Below are 21,488 nucleotides of genomic sequence, written 5' to 3' on the forward strand. Positions count from 1 at the left end.
CTCCGGCATGGCAAACGCCGGGCTTCCCGCTCGGGTGCCGCCCCGACCCATAGTGGCGGCGGAGAAGGATTCGAATCGAGAAATGCCGAAGTCCAGAAGACAGGCTGTGTTGCTTGTGCGAAGGACGTGGAGATTGGCAGGTTTGATGTCCCGGTGGATGACCGGTTTGGCGATGCCCATCTCGACATAGCCGTGCAGGTAGTCTCGAAGAATAATGCAGATCTCGATACCATACGGCAAGACTTGCAGGAACGGGATGGAGCCGACGCGGTCTTGGATCTTGTCCAGATCCTCGCCGGGCATGAACTCCATGGCCATGAGCAGCCGTCCATGAGCGCGGAACGCTCCTTCGCCGATGGGGAACGGAGCGAATACTGGAGGATTGGCCACAAGTTGATGGCCAAGCCGTTCCTGGATATGCGCTTCACGTTCAAACATGGCTTCCAGTTTGCGCTGAACCTTCGGATTGCCGCTGGGCAGCATTTCCTTCACGGCGCGCTGGTCGCCACTGCGATTGGTCGTCAGGTATGTCGTGGCCATACCGCCCCAGCCAAGCACTCTGATAACAGTGTACTCGTCTGTTGCCGCGGGTAGGGCCGTTCCTGCGATCAACGCCGCGGGTGGCTGGGGATCGAGATTGCTGCAGGCCGGATTGATGCAGAGGGTTGCTGCCTCTGGATAATCACGGCTGCATTTCGGGCATCTTCGTTGGATAGGCATATCGGCTCTCCTCTTGCGAAACGAGTTGATGTTGATCGCCTTGCGGCGAGATGTAAATTCGAAAGAACAATTGGTCTTACTGAGACCATCGTGGAATCAATCAGCTTAAATCCATAATGCTCGCAGTAAAAAGAGATGGGAGAGAGCAAGGACATCATGTCCATGAACTCTCTCCCTAACTTGCTTGAACGAATAGCTACTTGATGGGGAACCTTGCGGTCTTGCCGGCGGTCACCGCGACATTGGCACCGCGCGGAATTTCCACCGAGTCCATCGGCTTGTACCGGACTGTGGTGATGAGTGAGAAGCCGTTGCCGCCGCCGCCGGTCGCGAACATCTTGCCGTCGCGGGCAAAGATCTTCACCGGCGTGCGCGACACGGTTTCGTCGTCGCTCTTGAACGTGACCGTCTCGTCGGTGTCGGTGTGCGCGATGGTGAACTCGTCACCCTCGCGCATCTCGATGCGGCGTGCGTCCGGCAGAACGATGGTGCCGACCACCGGACCTTTGACGTCTGTGGGGACGCTCACGCTCGGCATATCCGGCATGGCCGGCGGCGCTTCGTTGACTGCCACAGCGTCGGTCGTTTGAGAGGAGGAACCGGCTTCCGTTGTCAGATCCTCGCTGCCGCAGTCCGGACAGGAGGTGGCGGTAAAGCCGATGTTTCCGCATGCGTTACACTTCATGTGATTGTCTCCATAGAAGGTGAGTCGATCCCGGCTGCTTTTTGTGGCAGCCGGGTAGGATGATCTAGTCGTCGTCGGTGAAGACTTGAGTGGCGCGTCCGGCTTTCTTGGCCGTTGCTGAGCCGCCCTTGGTCGCAGACTCCTGGCGCAGCTGGTCAAGATCCGTGAGGGATCCCGCCAGATCAGCGTCGTCGGCGAACACCTGGGTTGCGCGCTTCACTCTTTCCGCGGCCTTGCCGAGGATGTCCTGTTGCGCTTTGGCGTCCGTGGTCCTGCTGGCCTGATCGAGAGCGCGCGCCGCGTCGGCCTGCGCTGCGATCTTTTCCACGTAGGAGTTGACCTTGCCGCCGGTGACCTTCGCGAATCTCTGTCGCATCTCATCGCTTGCCAGCTCGATCGGGTCATTGATGCCCATGCCTGAGCAGGCGCCGAACACCGCGAGTTTGCCGAAAGTGCGTTCCTGGCTATCAACGTTGTCCGGGAACTTCGGCATCTGGGTGACGAATTGCACGAACACGTCGAGTCGGTCACCGGGACCGATCTCGCCGAGTTGCACGGTTGCCGGTGTGTTGGAACCGGCCACGTAGTTGCGCTTGCCGTTCTTCCAGACAAATTCGCAGTGCGCCACCTCCTGGACCAGGCCGATGGGAGTGAACTCCAACCGGGCATTGGTGACCGAGGCGTGAATCGCCTTGCGGAGCGAGCCTGCGAAGAACTTGCCGACCTCGAACGATGACGAGCAGGGTTTGAAGTTCGCCCCGCCCGACATTTCTTTGAGGCGCATTTCATCGTCCGCCGAGAGGTTGTCCGCGACACTGGCCGTGTAGATGACTATGCCGCCGTCGCGGATCTCGGTCGACATGGGGCGCGGGTCTTCGAAGTGCGCTTCGTGCGCGCCGTCGCTGATGAAAGCGATGGCGCGCGTCATTCCCGCGATCTTCCCCAGCTCGCGCCTGGCCGTGTCCAGCCCGACGTTGTAGTTGGTGCCTCCCTGCGGGTAGACATCGTCTTCGATCGCGCTGAGTGCGGCTTCCTTGCCGTCCGTATTGCACAAGGTGAAAGGCAATGCCATCTTCGCATCTCGGTGGAAGGTGATGATGGCAACCTGGTCGCCGTCGCGGAGCAGGTCAATGACCTGCTTGGCAGCGCTTTTGATGGCCTTGTAGATCTGATTGTCGCTGCCGCCATCAGAGCTGATGGGGTTGTCGGTCGAGTTGGAGACGTCGAGGACGAGGGCGAGTGCGACGTTGCCGTCGTTTTCACCTTCACTGCTTTCCGGCATCCTGATGCTGATGCAGGTTTTCACCGTCGGTACGAGCGCGGGATTCATCTTCATCTGCACTGAGTGTGTCAGGCAGGAAAGACTGAGATTCGGTCTCTTCATGATCGTAAGCTCCTTCGACGAAGGTTGAACGGATGGTTGTGATCGCGGCGAAAACATTGTCGTCGCCCGGCGTGATCGGCGGGTCTTTCTCGGGCTCAAGAACCTGGCCGTATGGCAATTGGACGTTGACGGCTTGGTCGAGAAGCTGGCTGACAGCGTGTTCTGGTTCGGCTTCACCCCGTGCGATACCTGCGATGGCGTCCGGACTGAGCATGTTCGTCAGTCCATCCGAGCAGTGCAGAATATGTACATAAGGAGTCTCCTGATCGAGTTGGAACTCGCGGAGGATAACTTGGCCGTTGGCTTGCGGACTTTGTCCGACCCAGCGGGTAAGAGATCCTTTATGCGGTCCTTCAGCCCAGGCATCGTCAGTGTTGAGCTTTTCCACCTTGTCCTCAGTTATGAGGAACAGGGCGGGGTCGCCGACGCAGTAGCCGTGCATGATGCCGCGTCCTTTTTTGAGATCGCAGATCAGAACACTGGCTGTCCATGTGGCACCGAAGACTTTCGCCGGCCGCTGATGCTTGTCAATTCCGACCTCCTGTACGCCGAAGCTGTAGACGCACCCCGTCACCCAGTTGATGCTGGGGAAAAAATAAGTCTTCACCTTTTCGTTCAGAAGCTGCCAGAATTGGTCGCGGTCGACGAATTTGTCTTCTTGGTCGAACGCCGGGAGGCGCACGCCCATTGCCGCGAGAAAGAGATGGACCGTGGTGGCGGCCCAGCGTTCTCCGCCCGTACCGCCGCCGATGCCGTCGGCACCGGTTTGCAGAATGACGCAGTAGCCGTGAAGCGGATAGTCGACCCTGCTGATCGCGCAATAGTCTTGGTTGTTTTCCTTGACCTTGCCGATCACGTGGTCGCAGCCCGTGGCCACTTTCATCCGGTCGTTGAGCGAAATCCCAGCCGGAAGTTCCGGCTGGTGCTCCGGCTCGTCGATGAGTGTGTTGCCGATCAGGTCCTCTTGTTGCGGGGGACCGTTACCGATTGCAGGAGGCGGGTTTGTGAGAGGTGCACCGCACGTCCCACAATAGTCCCGTCCTTCGGCAACAGGTTCGTTGCATTCCGGGCAAGTCATCCTTGTGGTTCCTTTCGAGGAAACGGTTGTGTATGTGGAAAGACCGGAATCGGTCTGTAAATAAGTAGCTATTCAAGTTGTAAAGAACAGGCCTCCTTAAACAAAAACGGCAAGAGATTATCTTGCCGAAAAGCTTACCGAAACAGTTCCTGTAGGCTATTCGGAAAGACAAAAAAATGAACAGGGATTTATTATTAAAGTAACTTTAAAGATTATCACTTTCGGGTCATTTTGTCAAGACATTCAATAAAAGACCTATTTTTTAGAGGGTTTTTTGACATCAGAAAAATTGATTGCGCCATATAATATAAGTATTGTCAAATTTACTTTGAGGGGTTTATTAATTTAAGAAATAAAAAAAGAGGAGATCAGAGGATCCCCTCAAGGAAATGAAGCAGGGCTAAGGCCCGGCGATTTACTTGCGCAAGCGTACTTCAGCTGTCCCACCATCCTCTAGCTGAAATACTATCTTCGTCATCAAGCCGGGAAAATCGACATATAGCATATAGTTTCCCGGCGAGTTCGATGAGAAGTTTGTTACCGGAATGAGAGTGCCTTCGATTCGTTGCTTGAATACGATCGAAATGTCTGAAACTGCTATAAACGGAAGATCAGCCGCCTTCCCATTGACCGTAGTTGCCACAGTCACCAAGAACAGGCCTGTGACAGGATCTTGGTCTCTCGGTGGATTGACTACCTTGATCGCAAGAGTCTGTTTTTCAGGGATTGTTTCAGCAACAGGGCGTGCCGGGGAAGGTGACGATGAGGATGAGGCCTGCGATCGAGTCTGCCCGGAATGGTTCAGATTGATACCATCCGTCATGATCTTGACTGCCTCTTTCCAAGTTTCCAGCGCGTGGTAGTAGGCTTCACGCTGTTCTCGAAGATCACTAGAGTTCCATCTGATCTGAAAATCTTCAGGTTTCGGCATCGGGGGAAAGTCGACTGTGACTATCGGTGTAGAAACAACGTGCGAAGTGCTCACAGGTGCTTGTTCAGATTTCATGACCCTCCTTAGGTTTTCTAATAACTGCCTTCAAAAAACGTAAATGTGCAGTATGCTAGTATAGTTTAATGTTGGTTCAATGTCAATAGTTTACCGTTTCACTATTCAACGGCCTTTGTTATAATAAATAAGTTGGTTGATACGCCGACGTGGCGAAACTGGCAGACGCACTGGGTTTAGGACCCAGCGCTCGCAAGAGCATGTCGGTTCGAATCCGACCGTCGGCACCAAAAAATTCATTGGTTTGCAAGATTGACATATTGAGCTGTTTCATGTAAAATTCATAAGCTATGAACAAATTTTTTCGCAACCTGCTTATAATTCTCGCCATATTCCTGGTCATTGCCGGCGCCTTTACGCTTTTCAACAATGACAATGCCAATGTCAGTCAAGTGACACTGGGCAAAGTTGCTGATGAGGTTAGCGCCGGACAGATTAATAAAATTGAGGTTTCCGACAACGAGGTTGATCTGACGGTTTATCTTAAAGATGGAACCAAACAAATATCCACTAAAGAAAAATCCTCTGTTCTTTCAGACACATTAAAAAATACATACGCGGTTGATAATTCTAAGATCAAGGACGCGAACATTGAACCGCTCTCAGGTTCAACTTCTATTCTTCAGTCAACCATTCTGCCGTTTGCGCTTCCGTTCCTTTTGATCGGGGCTTTCATCTGGTTTCTTATGCGCCAAGTCCAAGGATCAAACAATCGCGCAATGTCATTCGGCCAATCGGGCGCTAAGCTCCTTGAACAGTCAGACCGAAGAAAGCGCGTGACTTTTGCCGATGTGGCCGGGATCAAGGAAGCGAAAGAAGAATTGAAGGAAGTTGTGGAGTTTTTGCGTTTTCCGCAGAAATTTTTCTCGCTTGGCGCGCGCATTCCCAAAGGCGTATTGCTGCTGGGGCCTCCCGGAGTCGGCAAGACCCTGGTCGCCCGCGCCGTGGCCGGGGAAGCCAATGTGCCTTTTTTCCATATTTCCGGTTCGGAGTTTGTGGAGATGTTCGTGGGAGTTGGCGCTTCCCGCGTGCGCGATTTATTTAAGAAAGCCAAACGGAATGCTCCGTGCATTGTGTTTATAGATGAGATAGATGCTGTGGGAAGGCAAAGAGGAGCGGGTTTGGGCGGCTCACATGACGAGCGTGAGCAGACCTTAAATCAGATCCTGGTGGAGATGGACGGTTTTGAAAATGAGACCAATGTCATTGTGATCGCTGCGACCAACCGGCCGGATGTTTTAGACCCCGCTCTGCTTCGTCCCGGCAGATTCGACCGGCAGGTGGTTTTGGACCCGCCGGATATCAATGACCGGGAAGCTATTTTGAAAGTGCATTCTATCGGCAAACCGTTGGCTAAAGAGGTCAATTTGCGGGCAATTGCCGAACGCACCCCCGGATTTTCCGGCGCTGATTTGTCCAACCTGATAAATGAAGGGGCGATTTTGGCGGCTCGGCGAAACCTAAAAGTGGTCGGACAAAATGAATTGATCGAAGCCATAGAGAAAGTTATGCTCGGACCGGAGCGCAAAAGCCATTTGCTGTCTAAGAAAGAAAAAGAGATCGCGGCCTGGCATGAGGCCGGCCATGCTCTGGTGGCTACGGTCATGCCGCACGCCGACCCGGTGCATAAGGTTTCCATAGTATCCCGCGGCAGGGCGGCAGGCTATACCATGAAGCTGCCGAGCGAGGATAAGAACTTGCATTCCAAATCTGAATTTCTGGCAGACTTGGCCGTGTCATTGGGCGGCTATGCCACAGAGAAAATGATCTTTGATGAACTGACCACAGGCGCTTCCAATGATCTGCGCGTGGCCACAGGCCTTGCCCGCAAACTTGTGACCAGTTACGGCATGTCGGAAACTCTGGGTCCCATGACCTTTGGCGACACACACGAGATGATATTTTTGGGCCGCGAGATTTCCGAGCAGAAGAATTATTCGGAGAAAGTTGCCGCCAAGATCGACGAAGAAGTCTCCGGTTTCATTGAACGGGCATACCGCACTGCTGCGGACGTTATCAAAAAATACCGCAAGCAGCTGACCTTGATCGCTAATGAACTCATCGAGAAAGAGACAATAGAGCGCGCAGAGTTTGAGAACCTCGTCGCCGATATCATTCCCCAGGAAAAGTTAAACAAGAATATTGCGACCGGGGGGCTGTCATCAGTTCCGGTCTAGAGATGATCTTACCGTACCGCAAAATATTCAAACAGGCTTATGAGATCGTTTGGAACAACAAGTTCTTATGGATCTTCGGCCTGTTTTTGCTGTTCGGGAATTTTTTTAATTTCAACTATGTTTTTCAAAGCCAAGGCACTAACTCCGGTGATCTTTCATGGTTTCAAAACCATGCTTTTTTGGGAAATCTGACTTTGCTTATCGTCCTGGGCGTGATCTTGGAATTGATCCTTTTGCTGTTCAAGGCCCGGGCAGGCAATATCATTGCGGTGAAAGCGATTATTGACAGGCAGGAAACCTCTTTTGTCAAAAGTTTTAATTATGGCGGGCTTTTTCATTTGCGTTTGCTTGGAGTTTTTTTGCTGATGCAAATAGCTTTGTTTCTGGCATTAGTTGTTATCGGCGGGCCTATATTTTACCTATTTTCTCTCAAATTCTTTATCCGAGCTCTGATACTTTCAGCAATTGGTTTGATTATTTTTATTCCGATTTCCGTTATTGCGGCCTTGATCAGCTTTCTTGCTCCGATGTTTGTCGTATTGCATGATTTCAAAATAGGCGAGGCGATCCAACGCAGTTTTGAACTTGTCAGTCAGTTTTGGTTCACTCTTCTGGTCTTCAGTTTTATGTTGTTCTGCTTGGCTGTTTTGGCTTTTTTAGCAAGCCTAATAGCCGCTGCGATCACGGCTTTGCCATTTGTTCTTTTGGCATATTTGGCTTATCATAAAGTAGGTTTCGGTGCCGGAGTCGCTTTGACGATCGTTTCTGTAACTGCCGGTTCAATTGTTTTTTTAATTATCCAGGCTCTGGTTGCAACCTTTGCGCAAACCGCCTGGGTTCTGGCTTTCCTCGAGCTGATCAAACCGCAGAAATTGGAGGAAGAGGAGTCTCTGCCAGTGCCGGAAATTGTTTGATAATTGATATAATTACAAAAAATTTGAGTCGCAGCCCAGCTCGTGCTTGCAAGAGCTGGGCGAGAACAAATTTTTTGAGAGGAGCATCTGCAGATCGTAGCACATTTCGCCTTTTGCGAAATTGCGAAGTATCTGCAAGACTGCGACGAGGGCGGTTAGCTCAGTGGTAGAGCATTTCTTTGACGTAGAAAGGGTCGCTGGTTCGATCCCAGCACCGCCCACCAGAAAATTAAAGCTACGAAATTACGAAAAGTTACGTAAGTACGAAAGTTTTGTTTCGTATTTTCGTAAAAAATTCGTAGTTCGCAGAGAATCGATCTCTATGGACCTAGAAAAACTCGAGACTAAAATAAAAATACAATTTAAAGACCGGAACCTGCTGCAGTCAGCGTTGACCCATCGTTCATATCTGAATGAGAACCGCCGCTGGCCGCTGGCGCATAACGAGCGCCTGGAATTTTTGGGCGACGCGGTTTTGGAATTGATCACAACCGAGTACCTGTACCGGAATTTTCCCAACCCTGAAGGCGAACTGACCAATTTGCGCTCCGCTTTGGTCAATTATAAGATGTTGTCCGAAATTGCCAGCAGCCTGGAACTGGATAAGTACATTTTGCTTTCCCGAGGAGAATCAAACGATATGGGAAGAGCTCGCCAGGTGATTTTGGCAAATGCAATTGAGGCCTTGATCGGCGCGATCTATCTGGACTCGGGATTTGAGGTATCAAGAACTTTCATCCATGATTTTGTGATCAATCATCTGGAAACCATAGTAAATGCCGGCAATATCCTGGACCCCAAAAGCAAATTTCAGGAACTGGCGCAGGAAAAGCTGGGCGTGACGCCGCATTATAAGGTTTTGGCCGAATGGGGGCCTGATCATAACAAAAATTTTGAGGTTGGAGTGTTTATCAATGACAAGCAGATCGCCAAGGGTTCAGGCCCGTCCAAACAGGAGGCGGAAATTGCGGCGGCGGAAAACGGCCTCAAGGTTTCTGATCTATAATTCGGGAAACTAACACTAAATGTATTTAAAGCGACTGGAACTGCAGGGGTTCAAATCCTTTGCGCATAAAACCGTGCTTGATTTTGATCCCGGAATGACTGCCGTGGTCGGTCCGAACGGCTCGGGCAAATCAAATGTGGCTGATGCTCTCCGCTGGGTCATGGGCGAGCAGTCTTTGAAGCTGCTGCGCGGTAAAAAATCCGAGGACGTGATCTTTGCCGGCTCAGACAAAAAATCCAAGCTTTCCGTGGCTGAAGTGTCTTTAACTTTTGACAATAAAGATCATAAGATTCCCGTGGAATATGGGGAAGTGGTGATCACCAGAAGATTGTTCCGCAACGGCGACTCAGAATACCTGATGAACAACCAGCGGGTCCGACTGTTCGACGTGATAGACGCGCTCATGCGTTCTGGTTTTGGGGCGACAAATTATGCCGTGATAGGCCAGGGAACCATTGATCAGATGGTTTTGGCCGGTCCCTCTGAGATCAAAAATTTGGTCGAGGAAGCATCCGGGGTCAAGCCTTATTATTTGAAGCGTGAAAAAACATTAAGGCGCCTGGCGCAGACCGAGGAAAACCTGGGCCGGGTCTCGGAGCTTCTGAAGGAGATCGAGCCAAGGCTCAAGTCCTTAAAGCGCCAGGCCAAGCGCATGGAGGAGCGCGAAGCTCTTGCATCTGAATTGAGTATTTTGCAAATGGAATATTTCGGCAATCAGTCGTTTTTGCTGGAAACGGAACTTAATGCAGTAGCAGAACGTTTGGCCATCAAAAGCGCGGTGATCACGCAGGCGGATAGTGAGATCGCGGCCTTCCAGAAAACTTTGGATAAAGAAGAACAGCAGACCGGAAAAGCAAATAATTTTATCGAAGAATTGGAAAAAAAGCTCAAGGATTTAGAGGATGGAAAATTAACTCTGCTGGAACAATTGGCGGAACTTCGCGGCAAGCTGAAATTGGAATCATCCAATGATGCAGCTAATAAATTTTCTTTAGAAAATTTTTCAAATAAACTTGTCCAATTCAAGCATTCATTTGAAATGATCCTGGATTCGCTCAAGGCGGATAACATTGCCGAGATCAGGCACAAGTTAAGAGAATTGGTGGAAAGTTTCAGCAAGCATTCCGATCCCGCCCATCAGGATCTGAAACCGGCCAATGATGAATTGCTAAATCAGAAGAAAACTTTAGATGTTAAGCTTGAAGTGATCGTGAAAGAGATCCATGAACAAAACAGCGCCAAGAATAAATTATTGGCCGAAGAAAGGCAGAAAAAAGGATTTTTGACCGAAGAAGAAAAAAAATTCCGCAGTAAATCGCTGGAATTAGTCCGCCTCAAAGACGAACAAAACCTGGTTTTGGTGGAGAAAGCCAAGTTGGAAACGAGACTAGAAGGGCTCCACAAAGAGATCAAGGAAGCCTTGGGCCAGATCCCGGCAGATCTTGCCCGGTACAAAAAACCTCAGATTCTGCCGAATCTGCCGAATCAAATATTAAAATTAAAGCATCAGCTGGAGTTGGCCGGCGGCATTGATGAATCGACTTTAAATGAGTTTAAAGAAACTCAGCAGAGGTTTGACTATTTATCCGAACAATCGTCTGATCTGAGCCAGGCAGTGGTTGATCTTAGGAGCGTGATCGAAGATCTGGACCAGATCATCAAGAAGCAGTTTGACGAGGCGTTCGATAAAATTTCTGCGAAGTTCTCTGAATATTTCCGGATATTGTTCAACGGCGGACGCTCGCAGATGAGTCTGCTTCGTGCCGCAAAGGAATCGGAGGAAAGTCTGCAAGAAGCCGAGGAAGATGAGGAAGAATCCGCAGCAATGGACGGGGTCAGGCATAAAAAAGCCGTGCAGGAAATCGTCGGAATTGAAATAAAAGCCACGCCACCGGGTAAGAAACTGGCCTCGATCACGGCTCTGTCAGGAGGCGAGCGGGCGCTTACGGCAATTGCTTTGCTTTGCAGCATGCTGGCCTGTTATCCTTCGCCGTTCGTGGTTCTGGATGAGGTTGATGCAGCCCTTGATGAAGCCAATTCCATCCGTTTTGCCAGTATTCTGGGAACTCTGGCCCATCAAACGCAGTTCATCACGATCACGCATAACCGCGAAACTATGCGCCAGGCCCATACGCTGTATGGCGTGACCATGACCGAGGAAGGGATTTCCAAGATCTTGTCGTTAAAACTTGAGCAGGCGGAAAAGATCGAAGTGAAATGATCGCAAATATTTTTTCACATATAACGAATTTTATAATTCATACGATTGATCTATGGGGATACACCGGCGTTGCAGTATTGATGGCAATTGAATCGGCTGCAATTCCTTTGCCGAGCGAGGTCATCATGCCGTTTGCCGGATTTTTGGTGGCTTCCCAAAGATTCAGTCTGCTAGGCTTGGGTTTGGCAGGCGCTACCGGTTCTACGATAGGCTCCTGGCTGACTTATTGTTTAGGCTATTACGGCGGACGGCCTTTGATTGAGCGTTACGGCCATTGGGTTTTCTTGAGTGAACGGGAACTTAACCTGACTGAAAAGTTTTTTAAAAAATTCGGCCATTGGTCGACTTTTTTCGGCCGCCTGCTCCCTGTGATCAGGACTTTCGTTTCGATTCCCGCCGGCATCAGTAAAGTTGATTTTTTATCGTTTACGATAACAGCTTTCATCGGCTCTTTTATCTGGTCCTATTTTTTGGCCTGGCTGGGGCAGCGCCTGGGCGAGCATTGGCATGATCTGGAAAACTATTTCAGAAAATTTGATATACTGATAGTTGCTGTTATCGTGATTTTTATTATCTACTGGATCAGAAGACATTTAAAAGCGGTTTCTTTAAGGAGTTGACCTTGCAACTTACTTTTGTTATGCTATGCAGGCATAAAAAATATGTTAACAATACGATTACAACGTACAGGGACCAAGAACAAAGCCGACTTCCGGATCGTTTTGGCGCAGGCTCACCGCAGCGCGTCCAAAAAAGTTTTGGAAGTTTTGGGGCACTATAATCCGCGCAGCAAGAACTTCGGCATCAAAGACCCGGAACGGCTGAACTATTGGATCGCCCAGCATGTCCAGATTTCTCCGACAGTCCACAATTTATTCGTAGAGAAAAAATTGGTAACCAGCAAGAAGGTTAAAGCCTGGCAGCCCAAGAAAAAAGCGGGTGCTTCCGCTGTGGTGAGTGAGGCTGCTGCGCCGGCAGAACCTGCTAAGGTTGAATCCCCAGCGTAGATTTGGTATTATTTATTTAACAATTAACCATACAGACATGGCACAAGAACAAGACCAGGAATTTGTTGAATATCTCGTGCGCGCTCTGGTTGATCATCCCGAAGATGTGAAAACCGAACGGACAGTGGACGAGATGGGGGTGTTGATCACCCTGCACCTGCACCCGGAAGATATGGGTCAGGTGATCGGCCGGCAAGGCCAGACCGCCAAATCCATTCGCACATTACTGCGGGTGGTCGGGGCAAAAAGAAAGTCTCGCGTGAATCTGAAGATCCACGAACCGGAAGGTTCGAAGCGGCCGATGGGCCGGGATTCGAGAGATACGGAAGGTCGGGAGTCAAAAGATACGGATAAAGAATTGGCAACCGACATCGACGAGTTTAAACTCTAAATCAAAACCCCGCAAACTGTGCGGGGTTTTTAATTCCCAAATGAAATTTATTATTCTAACTTTATTCCCCGAAGCATTTGAGTCTTACCTGAACGTAAGCTTACTTAAGCGCGCTCTGGCGAAAAAATTGATCAGGATCGAACTGAAGAATTTGCGGGATTGGGGAGAAGGGGCACATAAAAGCGTAGACCAAAGACCATACGGCGGAGGGGTGGGTATGGTCTTGCGAGTTGATATTATTGATAAGGCCCTGAAGAGTCTAAAACTTAGGAAAGGCAAAAAAGGACAAGCGATAATTCTGATGACTCCGCAGGGAAAAGTTTTCAATCAAAGAACAGCCAATAAATTAGCTGACTACAAAACTATTTGCTTAATTTGTGGTCGCTATGAGGGTTTTGACGAGCGCATTCGTGATCTGGTTGACATGGAAATATCTTTGGGCGATTTTGTTTTGACGGGCGGCGAAATTCCGGCTCTGGCAATTCTGGATACTGTTGCCCGCTTAGTCCCGGGCGTGGTGGGCAAAGAAGAATCTTTGATCAATGAAAGCTTTAGCGACGGGATTCTTGAATATCCGCAATACACGCGACCCGAAAATTATAAAGGCAAACGAGTACCGAAAGTTTTGTTAACCGGCCATCATGCCAAGATCAATGAATGGCGAAAGTCTGAGGCTTTAAAACGGACAAAAAAAAGAAGACCGGATTTATTGAAAAACAATGCCAAAATTTGAATCACAAGAAACGAATCGTTTGGATAAATTTTTAGCAACAGTTGCCAGTGTTTCTCGCGGCAAGGTTCAAAAAGCTATCAAACAAGGCCAGGTTTCAGTGAATCAAAAAGTCATCATTGAGCCTGATTTCAAAATTGCTCCAGGTGACCAGATCGAACTGCCTGAATTTGAAAGCGAAGAACTAAAGCCAAGCAATTTGGAACTAAAAGTTGTTTTTGAGAATGACGATGTTGCGGTAATTGATAAGCCGGCAGGATTGGTTGTACACCCAGGTGCCGGGAACAAGGAAGATACTCTGGCCCAGGCTTTGATTACCAAATATCCCGGTATTGAAAACGTAGGAGAACCTCATCGGCCCGGAATTGTTCATCGATTGGATGAGGATACCTCGGGTTTGATCCTGATCGCCAAAAATCCCAAAAGCTTTGAATACTTTAAAAAACTGTTCCTGGACAGGAAAGTGGAAAAAGAATATTTGGCTTTAGTTCATGGCATCTCGCCCAAAACCCACGACGTGATTGATCTGCCGATACAACGGGTGCCGCTGAAACAAAAAATGAAGATCGGATTGGGTAAACCTGCGTTGACCGAATACTGGGTTTTGGCCGACTCTGGACAATATTCTTTGCTTCGTGTAAAATTGCATACAGGTCGCACACATCAGATCAGAGTTCATCTTTCCCATATCGGCCATCCGATTGTTGGAGACCAGGTTTACGGAAAAAAAGAAGACACGAAAATCCTTTCCCGGCAGTTCCTGCATGCGTATAAACTCAAGTTTCAATTGCCCAATGGGACGTGGATAGAATTATTTTCAAGTTTACCCCGGGATTTAAAAGATATACTTAAAAAAGTTAATATCACTTATGACAATGATCCAAACATTTAGAGAAGAACAGTTAAAGGCAATTCCGAAACTAAAAGCCGGATACATCGTGCGCGTATATCAAAAGATCAAAGATGTCTCGCCTGACGGCAAAGAAAAAGAACGCGTCCAGATATTTGAAGGCCAGGTTATCGGTACCCGCGGCGGCAAAGCCATCAACGGCACTGTGACCGTGCGCAAGATCTCTTCCGGCATCGGCGTGGAACGCATTTTTCCCATTCATTCACCAAACATAGAAAAGATAGAAGTAGTGAAAGAAACCCCGGCCAGAAAAACCAAGCTCTACTACACAAGAAAAGGACAGGAAGCGAAGGTCAGAGAATAAATTTAAAACCGCCAGCGATGGCGGTTTTTTTGTTCATGACTTTGCTCAGTAGCATGCTACTGAGCAAAAAATATCTCTATATCAATTTCAGCACTTTCCACCAAGCATCAATATACTCAGGCCGTTTGTTTTGATATTTCAAATAATATGCATGTTCCCAGACATCAAGGCCCAGAACCGGCGTGTGGCCATGCAGATACGGTGAATCTTGATTGGGCATGCCATGCAGATGCAGTTTGCCGGACACATCCCGTGCCAGCCAGGCCCAGCCTGAGCCAAATTGCTTGGTCGCAATATCCGTAAATTGTTTTTTGAATTCATCAACTGAGCCAAAGACTTTGTTGATATCTGAAACTAGCTTTTCATTCTTATTGTTCGCAGGGTCCAGGATCTTCCAAAACAGGGAATGGTTGAGGTGTCCGCCGCCGTGATTGCGGATCGCGATCCGGTCCTCATCATCAACCTTGAGCGAATAGAGATCTCTTAATAGTTCGTCAACCGGTTTGTCCTGCAATTCCGGATATTTTGCCAAAGCGGCGTTTAATTTATCTATATAGGCCTGATGATGCTTGGTATAATGGATTTCCATGGTTTTGGCGTCAATGTAAGGCTCCAATGCATTATAAGCATAGGGAAGTTTTGGCAATTCTTGTTTCATAAGTATAGGTTAATGTTGATATTTGCAAATTAACATTTGTTGTTACTCAAGTCAATCGGCAGGTTGACATACAGGCAGTTTATGGTATATTAGAAATAGCTTAAAAAGCTAAATATATTGAATTTTAAGTATTGCTGATCGTTGGTTGCATCTTTGATTCATGACTAATTCTTTTGTGTCCAATTTAATCCTAAAAATTTCCACTCTCACAAATTTCGAAAGAGGGTTTTCAACGTTTTAATTTGATACAAACAATAAAGTTCAGAATGATGCGACCAACAAAGCTTGGAAAGGTTTTGTATGCTTATTGGAATTATTGTTGGAGCGCTTTTAGGAGCAATGGTGGGTTATCTGATCCGCAAAGTGCAGATCGCCAACCAGGTAAACTCCATTGAAGGCCGGGTCGCCAGGGCTTTGGAGGAAGCAAAAAATAAGGAAAAGGAAATTTTGCTTGATGCCAAATCGAAAGCACTGGAAATTGTAGGCCAGGGTAAAAAGGCAGAAGAAGAATTTCGGAACCAGATCATCAAAGTCGAGGACCGCTTAAGCCGCAAGGAATCGGACCTCGAACGCAAGCTGTCCGAATCCGAGAAGCTCAAAGAAGATCTGAATTTCAAAAAAACAGAGATCGAGAAAACCAAAGATGAGATGCGGGGACTGAAGCAAAAACAGCTTGAGCAACTGCAGAAGATCTCAGGGCTTTCAACTGAGGACGCCAAAAGAGTTCTTTTGGAATCCACGGAAAAGAGCGTGAAAGAAGAGCTGACCATGCTGACCCACAAACTGGTCAACCAGGCCCGCGAGGATGCGGATAAAAAAGCCCGCGATATTGTAGCTCTCGCCATACAGCGCTGCGCATCAGAGGTCACCAGCGAAATGACGACCACGGCTGTGACTTTGCCGAGCGAAGAAATGAAAGGGCGGATCATCGGCAAAGAAGGCCGAAACATCCGGACCTTTGAGCAGATGCTGGGAGTGGAGGTCATCGTTGACGACACGCCTGATGCCGTGATCATTTCCGGCTTCAATTCGGTCCGCCGCCATATCGCGAAGATCGCCCTGGAAAAATTGATTTTGGACGGCCGCATTCATCCTGCTAAAATTGAAGAAGCAACGGAGAAAGCCAAAAAAGAAGTTTCTGACATGATCAAAGAAGCAGGCGAGCAGGCAGTGTATGAACTGGGTATTGCCAATTTTCCGCCAAAATTAGTGCAGCTGATCGGGAGGCTCAAATTCCGCACCAGCTACGGCCAAAACGTACTCAAACATTCGATAGAGATGGCCAAGCTGGCGGCATTGATGGCCGAAGAGATCGGCGCTGATGTTATGACCGTCAAACAAGGAGCCCTGCTGCATGACATCGGCAAAGCCTTGGACCAGGATATGGAAGGTACTCACGTGGAGATCGGCAAACAGATCGCGAAAAAGTTCAATCTGCCCGAAAAAATAGTGAATGCGATCGAAGCCCATCACGGCGATGTGGAATACACTTCTATTGAAGCCGCTATCGTTGATGCTGCTGACAATATTTCCGGAGCAAGGCCCGGAGCTAGGCGCGATACCTATGAAAATTACGTAAAAAGACTTGAGGAACTGGAGAGCCTGGCGCACAGCTTTGAGGGCGTTGATAAAGTTTACGCTATTCAGGCAGGAAGAGAGATCCGGGTGTTTGTTAAACCCGACAAACTGGATGATTGGGGGGCGACGAAATTGGCCCGCGAGATCGCCAATAAGATAGAACAGGATCTGAAGTATCCGGGAGAGATCAGGGTCATGGTCATCAGGGAAACAAGAGTAATCGAATATGCAAGGTAATGCTTAAGATAATATTTTTTGGAGACATCACAGGCGAGCCGGGCCGGGCGGCCGTTAAAAAAACCCTGCCGGATTTGATCAAGTCCGAGCAGCCTGATTTGATCTTGGCGAATGTTGAAAATTTGGCTCACGGCAAAGGCGTGACTGTCAAAACTTTGGAAGAATTGATCCGCCTCGGCATCTCCGGGTTTACTTCAGGCAATCATATTTATTCCAAAAAAGATCTGTCGGATGAAACTTTCCGAAAATATCCGGACAAACTTGTCCGGCCGGCTAATATTCCCGACACCTATGCGGGGAAAAACGCGGTGGTCATCCCGACCGCCAAAGGCGATGTCTTGATCGGCAATTTCCTGGGCCAGGTGTTCATGGAAAAACAATTCCACGATCCGATCAGTTCGCCTTTTGCTGAAGCGGAAAAATGGCTTACAGCCAACGATCCAAAAAATTACGCAGCGGTGGTGATCGATTTTCACGCCGAAGCGACAAGTGAGAAAGTCGCCTTCGGATATTTTTTGGATGGCCGGGTCAGCGCAGTTTTGGGCACGCATACCCATATCCCCACTGCAGATGCAAAAATCCTGCCCGGGGGAACCGCCTATATCACGGACGTCGGCATGTGCGGAGCAGCAGGGGGAGTGCTGGGTGTTAAGAAAGAATTGTCTCTGGAACGGTTTACCTCGGGCACACGGGTGCCGTTTGATATCCCGGAAGACCCTTCTTCTGCGGAATTAAGTTATGTTATCATAGAGGTGGACGAAACCAGCCGGAAAGCCCTCAAAATTTCCAGCCAACATCAAATAATTAAAATCAATGGATAATTTTATTTTTGACCCAGCCAGTAAATTTTTAGACCCGGAAAAGATCCTGTTCGCCGCAGGCCTTTCTGCCGGCCAGATCGTGGCCGATCTGGGCACCGGCAGCGGATTTTATACCCTGGCGGCCGGGAAAATTGTCGGGGATGGGGGACAAGTTTTTGCCGTGGATATTTTAGATACAGCCTTAGACCATGTCTCGGCGGAAGCCCGGATGAAAGGCTTGAGAAATCTTAAAATCTTACGCGCGGACCTGGAACAGGCCGATTCCTGCCGCAATATTCCCACAGGCAGCATTGATATGGCGATCATGGCCAATATCTTTCACCAAATAAAAAACCATGCCGCTTTGTTCACTGAAGCTTACCGGATGCTGAAAACCGGCGGCAAGCTGGTGGCGATAGATTGGAATGATATGCCCGGTCCGATCGGGCCTATGGCGGCGGATAGGGTCAAACCGGAAGTTTTAAAAAAATTGGCTAAGCAAACAACATTGAAGGAAGCGGGAGTGCTGCCTACTGATATTTATCATTATGGATTAATGTTCATTAAATGATCATGTGGGCCAAATTATTTGACCGCAATTTGTGGTTTGCGCAGCCTTCGATCGTTCTTGCCCATACGGATCTATACTTGGGATATTTTTTTGCCGCTTGCATAATTTTGGCGATCGTCTTAAAGCTGTCCGAGCGGTTTGTCATAAACAAGGTCAAGGCAAAACTGATCGACAGACTTTTTTATCTTCTATTAACGATCGGGATCTCAGGCCTGGTCTGGTTTGGGTTCAGGTACGAAAATACTCAGATCTTTGCCATGCGCGCCTGGGCCGGTTTGGTGCTGTTGACAGGATTGGTTTGGTTTTTGTTCGTAATAAAATACCTGATCTTTAAATTTTCTACAGAGCTGAAGGAATATGAGCATACGCTCATCAGAAATAAATATATTCCCGGCCCGAAAAACCGATGACCAACCTCGGATCGGCGGGAGAGAAGCTGGTTGCTGAAACCTATCAGGAGCAGGGCTGCCGGTTGCTTGAAAAAAATTATATCTTTCCTCACGGCAAACAGATCGGAGAGATCGACCTGATTTTTGAAAAAGACAAAGAGATCATATTCGTGGAAGTGAAAGCACGTTCGTCTGAGAAATTCGGCGGTCCGTTCGAGGCGGTGGATCTTAATAAGCGCAGAAGGCTGATCAAAACAGCCAAATTATATCTTCAGCTGCATCCTAAATTTCTGGAGCACAATTACCGGATTGACGTGGCAGGAGTCGATATTGACAACCCAACCGAACCTGTTATAATACTTACGAACGCTATTGAAGATTTAGATTAAACGAGCATTAAGCTCGTTTTTTTGTTACAAGGAATATTTTAATTAACGAAAAAATTGAGTCGCAGACCCGCAGGGTCGAGAACAATTTTTTCGAGAGGAGCGGCAAGTAGACCGAAGCGTATTTGCAAAGCAAATCGCGAAGTGTCTATCCGACGCGACGAATGAATGAGCAGTTTGAACAGGCGCTGAATCAGATCGCCGAAGAGAAAGATATAAATAAAGAAGAGATCTTGAAAATGATCGAGGTTTCTTTGGCCGCGGCTTTCCGCAAAGATTACGGCAAAAAAGACCAGAATATCGTGGTCGAGTTTTTGCCTGACACTTTAGGCACGAAAGTCTTTGACGTGAAAAAAGTCGTAGAAGAAGTAACCGACCCGGTTAAAGAAATGACCCTTGAGGATGCCAAAAAAGCGAAAAAAGGCGCTAAGGTCGGCGATGAGATAAAAATTGACATCACGCCCAAAACCGGCGCCACATTCGGCCGGATCGCCGCGCAGACCGCAAAGCAGGTCATTGTCCAGAAGATCAGGGAAGCGGAGCGGGGAGTGCTGTTCACGGATTATAAAGCCAAAGAGCGCCAGTTGGTTTCAGGGATTGTCCAACGAATTGAAGGCGAGACTGTACTGATAGATTTGGGGAAAACCACGGGAGTTTTGTTTCCTTCCGAACAGATCAAAGGTGAGAAATATGCCATAGGCGCACGGATCAAAGTTTTAATTCTGCATGTTGAACCCACGGCCAAGGGACCAAAGATCACATTATCCCGATCGCATCCGGACGTGGTCAGAAGGCTGTTTGAAATTGAAGTGCCGGAGATCTTTAACGGCATTGTTGAAGTCAAAGCCATCGCCCGCGAAGCGGGAAGTCGGACCAAGATCGCAGTCTGGTCGTCACAGGACGGCGTGGACCCGATCGGCGCTTGCGTGGGCCAGCGCGGGACCCGCGTGCAGGTCATCATGGCAGAGCTCAACGGCGAAAAGATAGATATCATTTCCTGGTCTGAGGATCCCGTGAAATTTATCGCCAATGCTTTGTCCCCGGCAAAGATCTTGAATGTGACGTTGAACGAGGATGCCAAAGAAGCCAAGGTCGGTGTGCTTGAGGACCAGCTGTCTTTGGCCATCGGCAAGACCGGTCAAAACGTCCGGCTGGCAGCGCGGTTGACCGGCTGGAAAATTGATATTGCGGAAGAGAAAATTTCAGGAGGCCAGCCTGAGTCGGAGGTGACGAGCGAAGAATTAAATCCGGAAGAACCCGCTGTTGCCGCGGAAGGAGAACAAATAAATGCGCAATAAAATAATAGAGATGCCTCTGGTGCCGATGGTGGTTGAAAAATCCCAATTCGGCGAGCGGGCCTTTGACATCTATTCAAGGCTTTTGAAAGAAAGAATTATTTTTTTGGGCGAGGCGATCGATGATCATGTGGCGAATTTGGTGATCGCTCAATTGCTGTTCCTGGAAGCAGAGGACCCGAAGAAAGAAATTAAACTGTACATTAATTCTCCGGGTGGCTCGGTCACATCCGCTTTGGCGATCTATGATACCATGCAGTTTGTAAAAGCAGATGTGATCACGGTCTGCATCGGACAAGCCGCTTCTGCCGCGGCCGTACTTCTGGCCGCTGGCGCTGCCGGAAAAAGAATGTCACTGCCGAACGCGCGCGTCATGATCCACCAGGTCATGGGCGGAGTGGAAGGCCAGGTGCGCGATGTCGAGATCCAGACCAAAGAAATGGTCCGCATCAAGCATCAGATAAACGACATTTTGATCAAACACACAGGGCAGTCATTGAAGAAAATTGAAACTGACACTGACCGAGATTTCTTCATGACCCCGGAAGAAGCAAAAAATTACGGTCTGATCGACAAGGTCATTCTGCCGTAGATTTATTATTTAATTGCACAAAGGAAAACAGGACAATTGTCCTGTTTTTTTGTTAACGACTACAGATTGACAAGTACGCTTAAATTTGCTATAATAATATCAGTAATGGTAAGTTTTGTTAGGTTCGAAACCAAAATAAAAAACAATTGAATATAAGACTACTGAAAAGGCCCAAAATTGGCCATTTTCTGGTGTTTATTATGTCTTTACCCTTGGTAGCTAAGTAAGTTTAATCAAGGGCCGGTTGTTGAAACAAAAACAAAATCAAAATGTCTTTTGAGGAACTGCCAGAGCTTCTGACGATCCGCGAGGTGACTCATTTGCTGAATGTTCATCCGAATACCCTTCGGAATTGGGAAAAAGAAGGGCTGATTAATGTTGTCCGGATCGGTCCCAGAAAAGACAGGCGATATGAGAAGCAGGTTATCAGGAAAATAATGCGGCCGTAA

The 21,488-nt window shown here is 48.5% G+C and carries 24 protein-coding genes and 2 tRNA genes; 21 read left to right on the top strand and 5 right to left on the bottom strand.

Going from position 1 to position 21,488, the window contains the following annotated elements:
• The first annotated feature begins 126 nt into the window (after nucleotides 1–126).
• Nucleotides 127–594 (top strand): hypothetical protein, encoded by a 468-nt coding sequence (locus tag WDN47_04080; GenBank protein ID MEJ0021726.1) that lies wholly within the window; start codon nucleotides 127–129, stop codon nucleotides 592–594.
• A 322-nt stretch (nucleotides 595–916) separates the two neighbouring features.
• On the opposite strand, the gene WDN47_04085 is transcribed toward WDN47_04080, so the two are convergent.
• From WDN47_04085 to WDN47_04100, 4 genes are all read right to left on the bottom strand, one after another.
• Nucleotides 917–1,405, bottom strand: coding sequence for a hypothetical protein (locus WDN47_04085; protein MEJ0021727.1), 489 nt, complete (start codon nucleotides 1,403–1,405; stop codon nucleotides 917–919).
• Nucleotides 1,406–1,469: 64 nt separating this feature from the next.
• Complete coding sequence (locus tag WDN47_04090; GenBank protein MEJ0021728.1) at nucleotides 1,470–2,741, bottom strand: vWA domain-containing protein; 1,272 nt, start codon at nucleotides 2,739–2,741, stop codon at nucleotides 1,470–1,472.
• Complete coding sequence (locus tag WDN47_04095) at nucleotides 2,671–3,867, bottom strand: hypothetical protein (GenBank protein ID MEJ0021729.1); 1,197 nt, start codon at nucleotides 3,865–3,867, stop codon at nucleotides 2,671–2,673. The genes WDN47_04090 and WDN47_04095 overlap by 71 nt, the downstream gene beginning before the upstream one ends.
• 415 nt (nucleotides 3,868–4,282) lie before the next feature.
• Nucleotides 4,283–4,873, bottom strand: a complete 591-nt coding sequence (locus WDN47_04100; GenBank protein ID MEJ0021730.1) for a hypothetical protein — start codon at nucleotides 4,871–4,873, stop codon at nucleotides 4,283–4,285.
• Between the two features lie 143 nt (nucleotides 4,874–5,016).
• On the opposite strand from WDN47_04100, the gene WDN47_04105 reads away from it, so the two are divergent.
• The 12 genes from WDN47_04105 to rplS all read left to right on the top strand — a co-directional run bounded on the left by WDN47_04105 (nucleotide 5,017) and on the right by rplS (nucleotide 14,533).
• Nucleotides 5,017–5,103, top strand: a tRNA-Leu gene (locus WDN47_04105).
• A gap of 60 nt (nucleotides 5,104–5,163) precedes the next feature.
• Entirely contained in the window at nucleotides 5,164–7,050 is a 1,887-nt protein-coding gene (ftsH, locus tag WDN47_04110) for an ATP-dependent zinc metalloprotease FtsH (protein ID MEJ0021731.1), read from the top strand.
• Between the two features lie 2 nt (nucleotides 7,051–7,052).
• A complete protein-coding gene (locus WDN47_04115; GenBank protein ID MEJ0021732.1) occupies nucleotides 7,053–7,964 on the top strand; it encodes a hypothetical protein in 912 nt (303 codons plus the stop codon).
• Nucleotides 7,965–8,113: 149 nt separating this feature from the next.
• Nucleotides 8,114–8,188 (top strand) — tRNA-Val (locus WDN47_04120).
• Between the two features lie 98 nt (nucleotides 8,189–8,286).
• On the top strand, nucleotides 8,287–8,970 hold the full coding sequence (gene rnc, locus WDN47_04125; protein MEJ0021733.1) for a ribonuclease III: 684 nt from the start codon (nucleotides 8,287–8,289) through the stop codon (nucleotides 8,968–8,970).
• A gap of 19 nt (nucleotides 8,971–8,989) precedes the next feature.
• Nucleotides 8,990–11,191, top strand: coding sequence for an AAA family ATPase (locus WDN47_04130; GenBank protein MEJ0021734.1), 2,202 nt, complete (start codon nucleotides 8,990–8,992; stop codon nucleotides 11,189–11,191).
• An 80-nt stretch (nucleotides 11,192–11,271) separates the two neighbouring features.
• The gene (locus tag WDN47_04135; GenBank protein MEJ0021735.1) at nucleotides 11,272–11,811 is read left to right on the top strand and encodes a DedA family protein; all 540 of its coding nucleotides are present in this window, start codon (nucleotides 11,272–11,274) and stop codon (nucleotides 11,809–11,811) included.
• 42 nt (nucleotides 11,812–11,853) lie between these two features.
• Nucleotides 11,854–12,198: a 30S ribosomal protein S16 gene (gene rpsP / locus WDN47_04140; protein MEJ0021736.1), complete on the top strand. Its 345-nt coding sequence runs from the start codon at nucleotides 11,854–11,856 to the stop codon at nucleotides 12,196–12,198.
• Between the two features lie 37 nt (nucleotides 12,199–12,235).
• Entirely contained in the window at nucleotides 12,236–12,589 is a 354-nt protein-coding gene (locus tag WDN47_04145; protein ID MEJ0021737.1) for a KH domain-containing protein, read from the top strand.
• A gap of 40 nt (nucleotides 12,590–12,629) precedes the next feature.
• Nucleotides 12,630–13,322 carry a tRNA (guanosine(37)-N1)-methyltransferase TrmD gene (trmD, locus tag WDN47_04150; protein ID MEJ0021738.1) on the top strand — a complete coding sequence of 231 codons (693 nt, stop codon included), beginning with the start codon at nucleotides 12,630–12,632 and terminating at the stop codon, nucleotides 13,320–13,322.
• Complete coding sequence (locus tag WDN47_04155; protein ID MEJ0021739.1) at nucleotides 13,309–14,211, top strand: RluA family pseudouridine synthase; 903 nt, start codon at nucleotides 13,309–13,311, stop codon at nucleotides 14,209–14,211. Before trmD ends, WDN47_04155 begins: the two co-directional genes overlap by 14 nt.
• A complete protein-coding gene (gene rplS / locus WDN47_04160; protein MEJ0021740.1) occupies nucleotides 14,189–14,533 on the top strand; it encodes a 50S ribosomal protein L19 in 345 nt (114 codons plus the stop codon). The genes WDN47_04155 and rplS overlap by 23 nt, the downstream gene beginning before the upstream one ends.
• 76 nt (nucleotides 14,534–14,609) lie before the next feature.
• On the opposite strand, the gene WDN47_04165 is transcribed toward rplS, so the two are convergent.
• A complete protein-coding gene (locus tag WDN47_04165) occupies nucleotides 14,610–15,191 on the bottom strand; it encodes a superoxide dismutase (GenBank protein ID MEJ0021741.1) in 582 nt (193 codons plus the stop codon).
• A gap of 300 nt (nucleotides 15,192–15,491) precedes the next feature.
• Here WDN47_04165 and rny point away from each other — a divergent pair, with 300 nt between their 5' ends.
• From rny to WDN47_04205, 8 genes are all read left to right on the top strand, one after another.
• Complete coding sequence (rny, locus tag WDN47_04170) at nucleotides 15,492–17,006, top strand: ribonuclease Y (protein ID MEJ0021742.1); 1,515 nt, start codon at nucleotides 15,492–15,494, stop codon at nucleotides 17,004–17,006.
• Nucleotides 17,006–17,827, top strand: a complete 822-nt coding sequence (locus WDN47_04175; protein ID MEJ0021743.1) for a TIGR00282 family metallophosphoesterase — start codon at nucleotides 17,006–17,008, stop codon at nucleotides 17,825–17,827. Before rny ends, WDN47_04175 begins: the two co-directional genes overlap by 1 nt.
• Entirely contained in the window at nucleotides 17,820–18,377 is a 558-nt protein-coding gene (locus tag WDN47_04180) for a class I SAM-dependent methyltransferase (GenBank protein ID MEJ0021744.1), read from the top strand. Before WDN47_04175 ends, WDN47_04180 begins: the two co-directional genes overlap by 8 nt.
• Nucleotides 18,374–18,787, top strand: coding sequence for a hypothetical protein (locus WDN47_04185; protein ID MEJ0021745.1), 414 nt, complete (start codon nucleotides 18,374–18,376; stop codon nucleotides 18,785–18,787). Before WDN47_04180 ends, WDN47_04185 begins: the two co-directional genes overlap by 4 nt.
• Nucleotides 18,784–19,155 (top strand): YraN family protein, encoded by a 372-nt coding sequence (locus WDN47_04190; protein MEJ0021746.1) that lies wholly within the window; start codon nucleotides 18,784–18,786, stop codon nucleotides 19,153–19,155. Before WDN47_04185 ends, WDN47_04190 begins: the two co-directional genes overlap by 4 nt.
• 161 nt (nucleotides 19,156–19,316) lie before the next feature.
• On the top strand, nucleotides 19,317–20,450 hold the full coding sequence (nusA, locus tag WDN47_04195; GenBank protein ID MEJ0021747.1) for a transcription termination factor NusA: 1,134 nt from the start codon (nucleotides 19,317–19,319) through the stop codon (nucleotides 20,448–20,450).
• On the top strand, nucleotides 20,440–21,039 hold the full coding sequence (gene clpP / locus WDN47_04200) for an ATP-dependent Clp endopeptidase proteolytic subunit ClpP (GenBank protein MEJ0021748.1): 600 nt from the start codon (nucleotides 20,440–20,442) through the stop codon (nucleotides 21,037–21,039). Before nusA ends, clpP begins: the two co-directional genes overlap by 11 nt.
• A 269-nt stretch (nucleotides 21,040–21,308) precedes the next feature.
• Nucleotides 21,309–21,488, top strand: a complete 180-nt coding sequence (locus WDN47_04205) for a MerR family DNA-binding transcriptional regulator (GenBank protein ID MEJ0021749.1) — start codon at nucleotides 21,309–21,311, stop codon at nucleotides 21,486–21,488.

It is taken from the genome of Candidatus Doudnabacteria bacterium (assembly GCA_037200925.1).
Taxonomy (GTDB): Bacteria; Patescibacteriota; Doudnabacteria; order UBA920; family O2-02-FULL-48-8; genus JBDTSL01.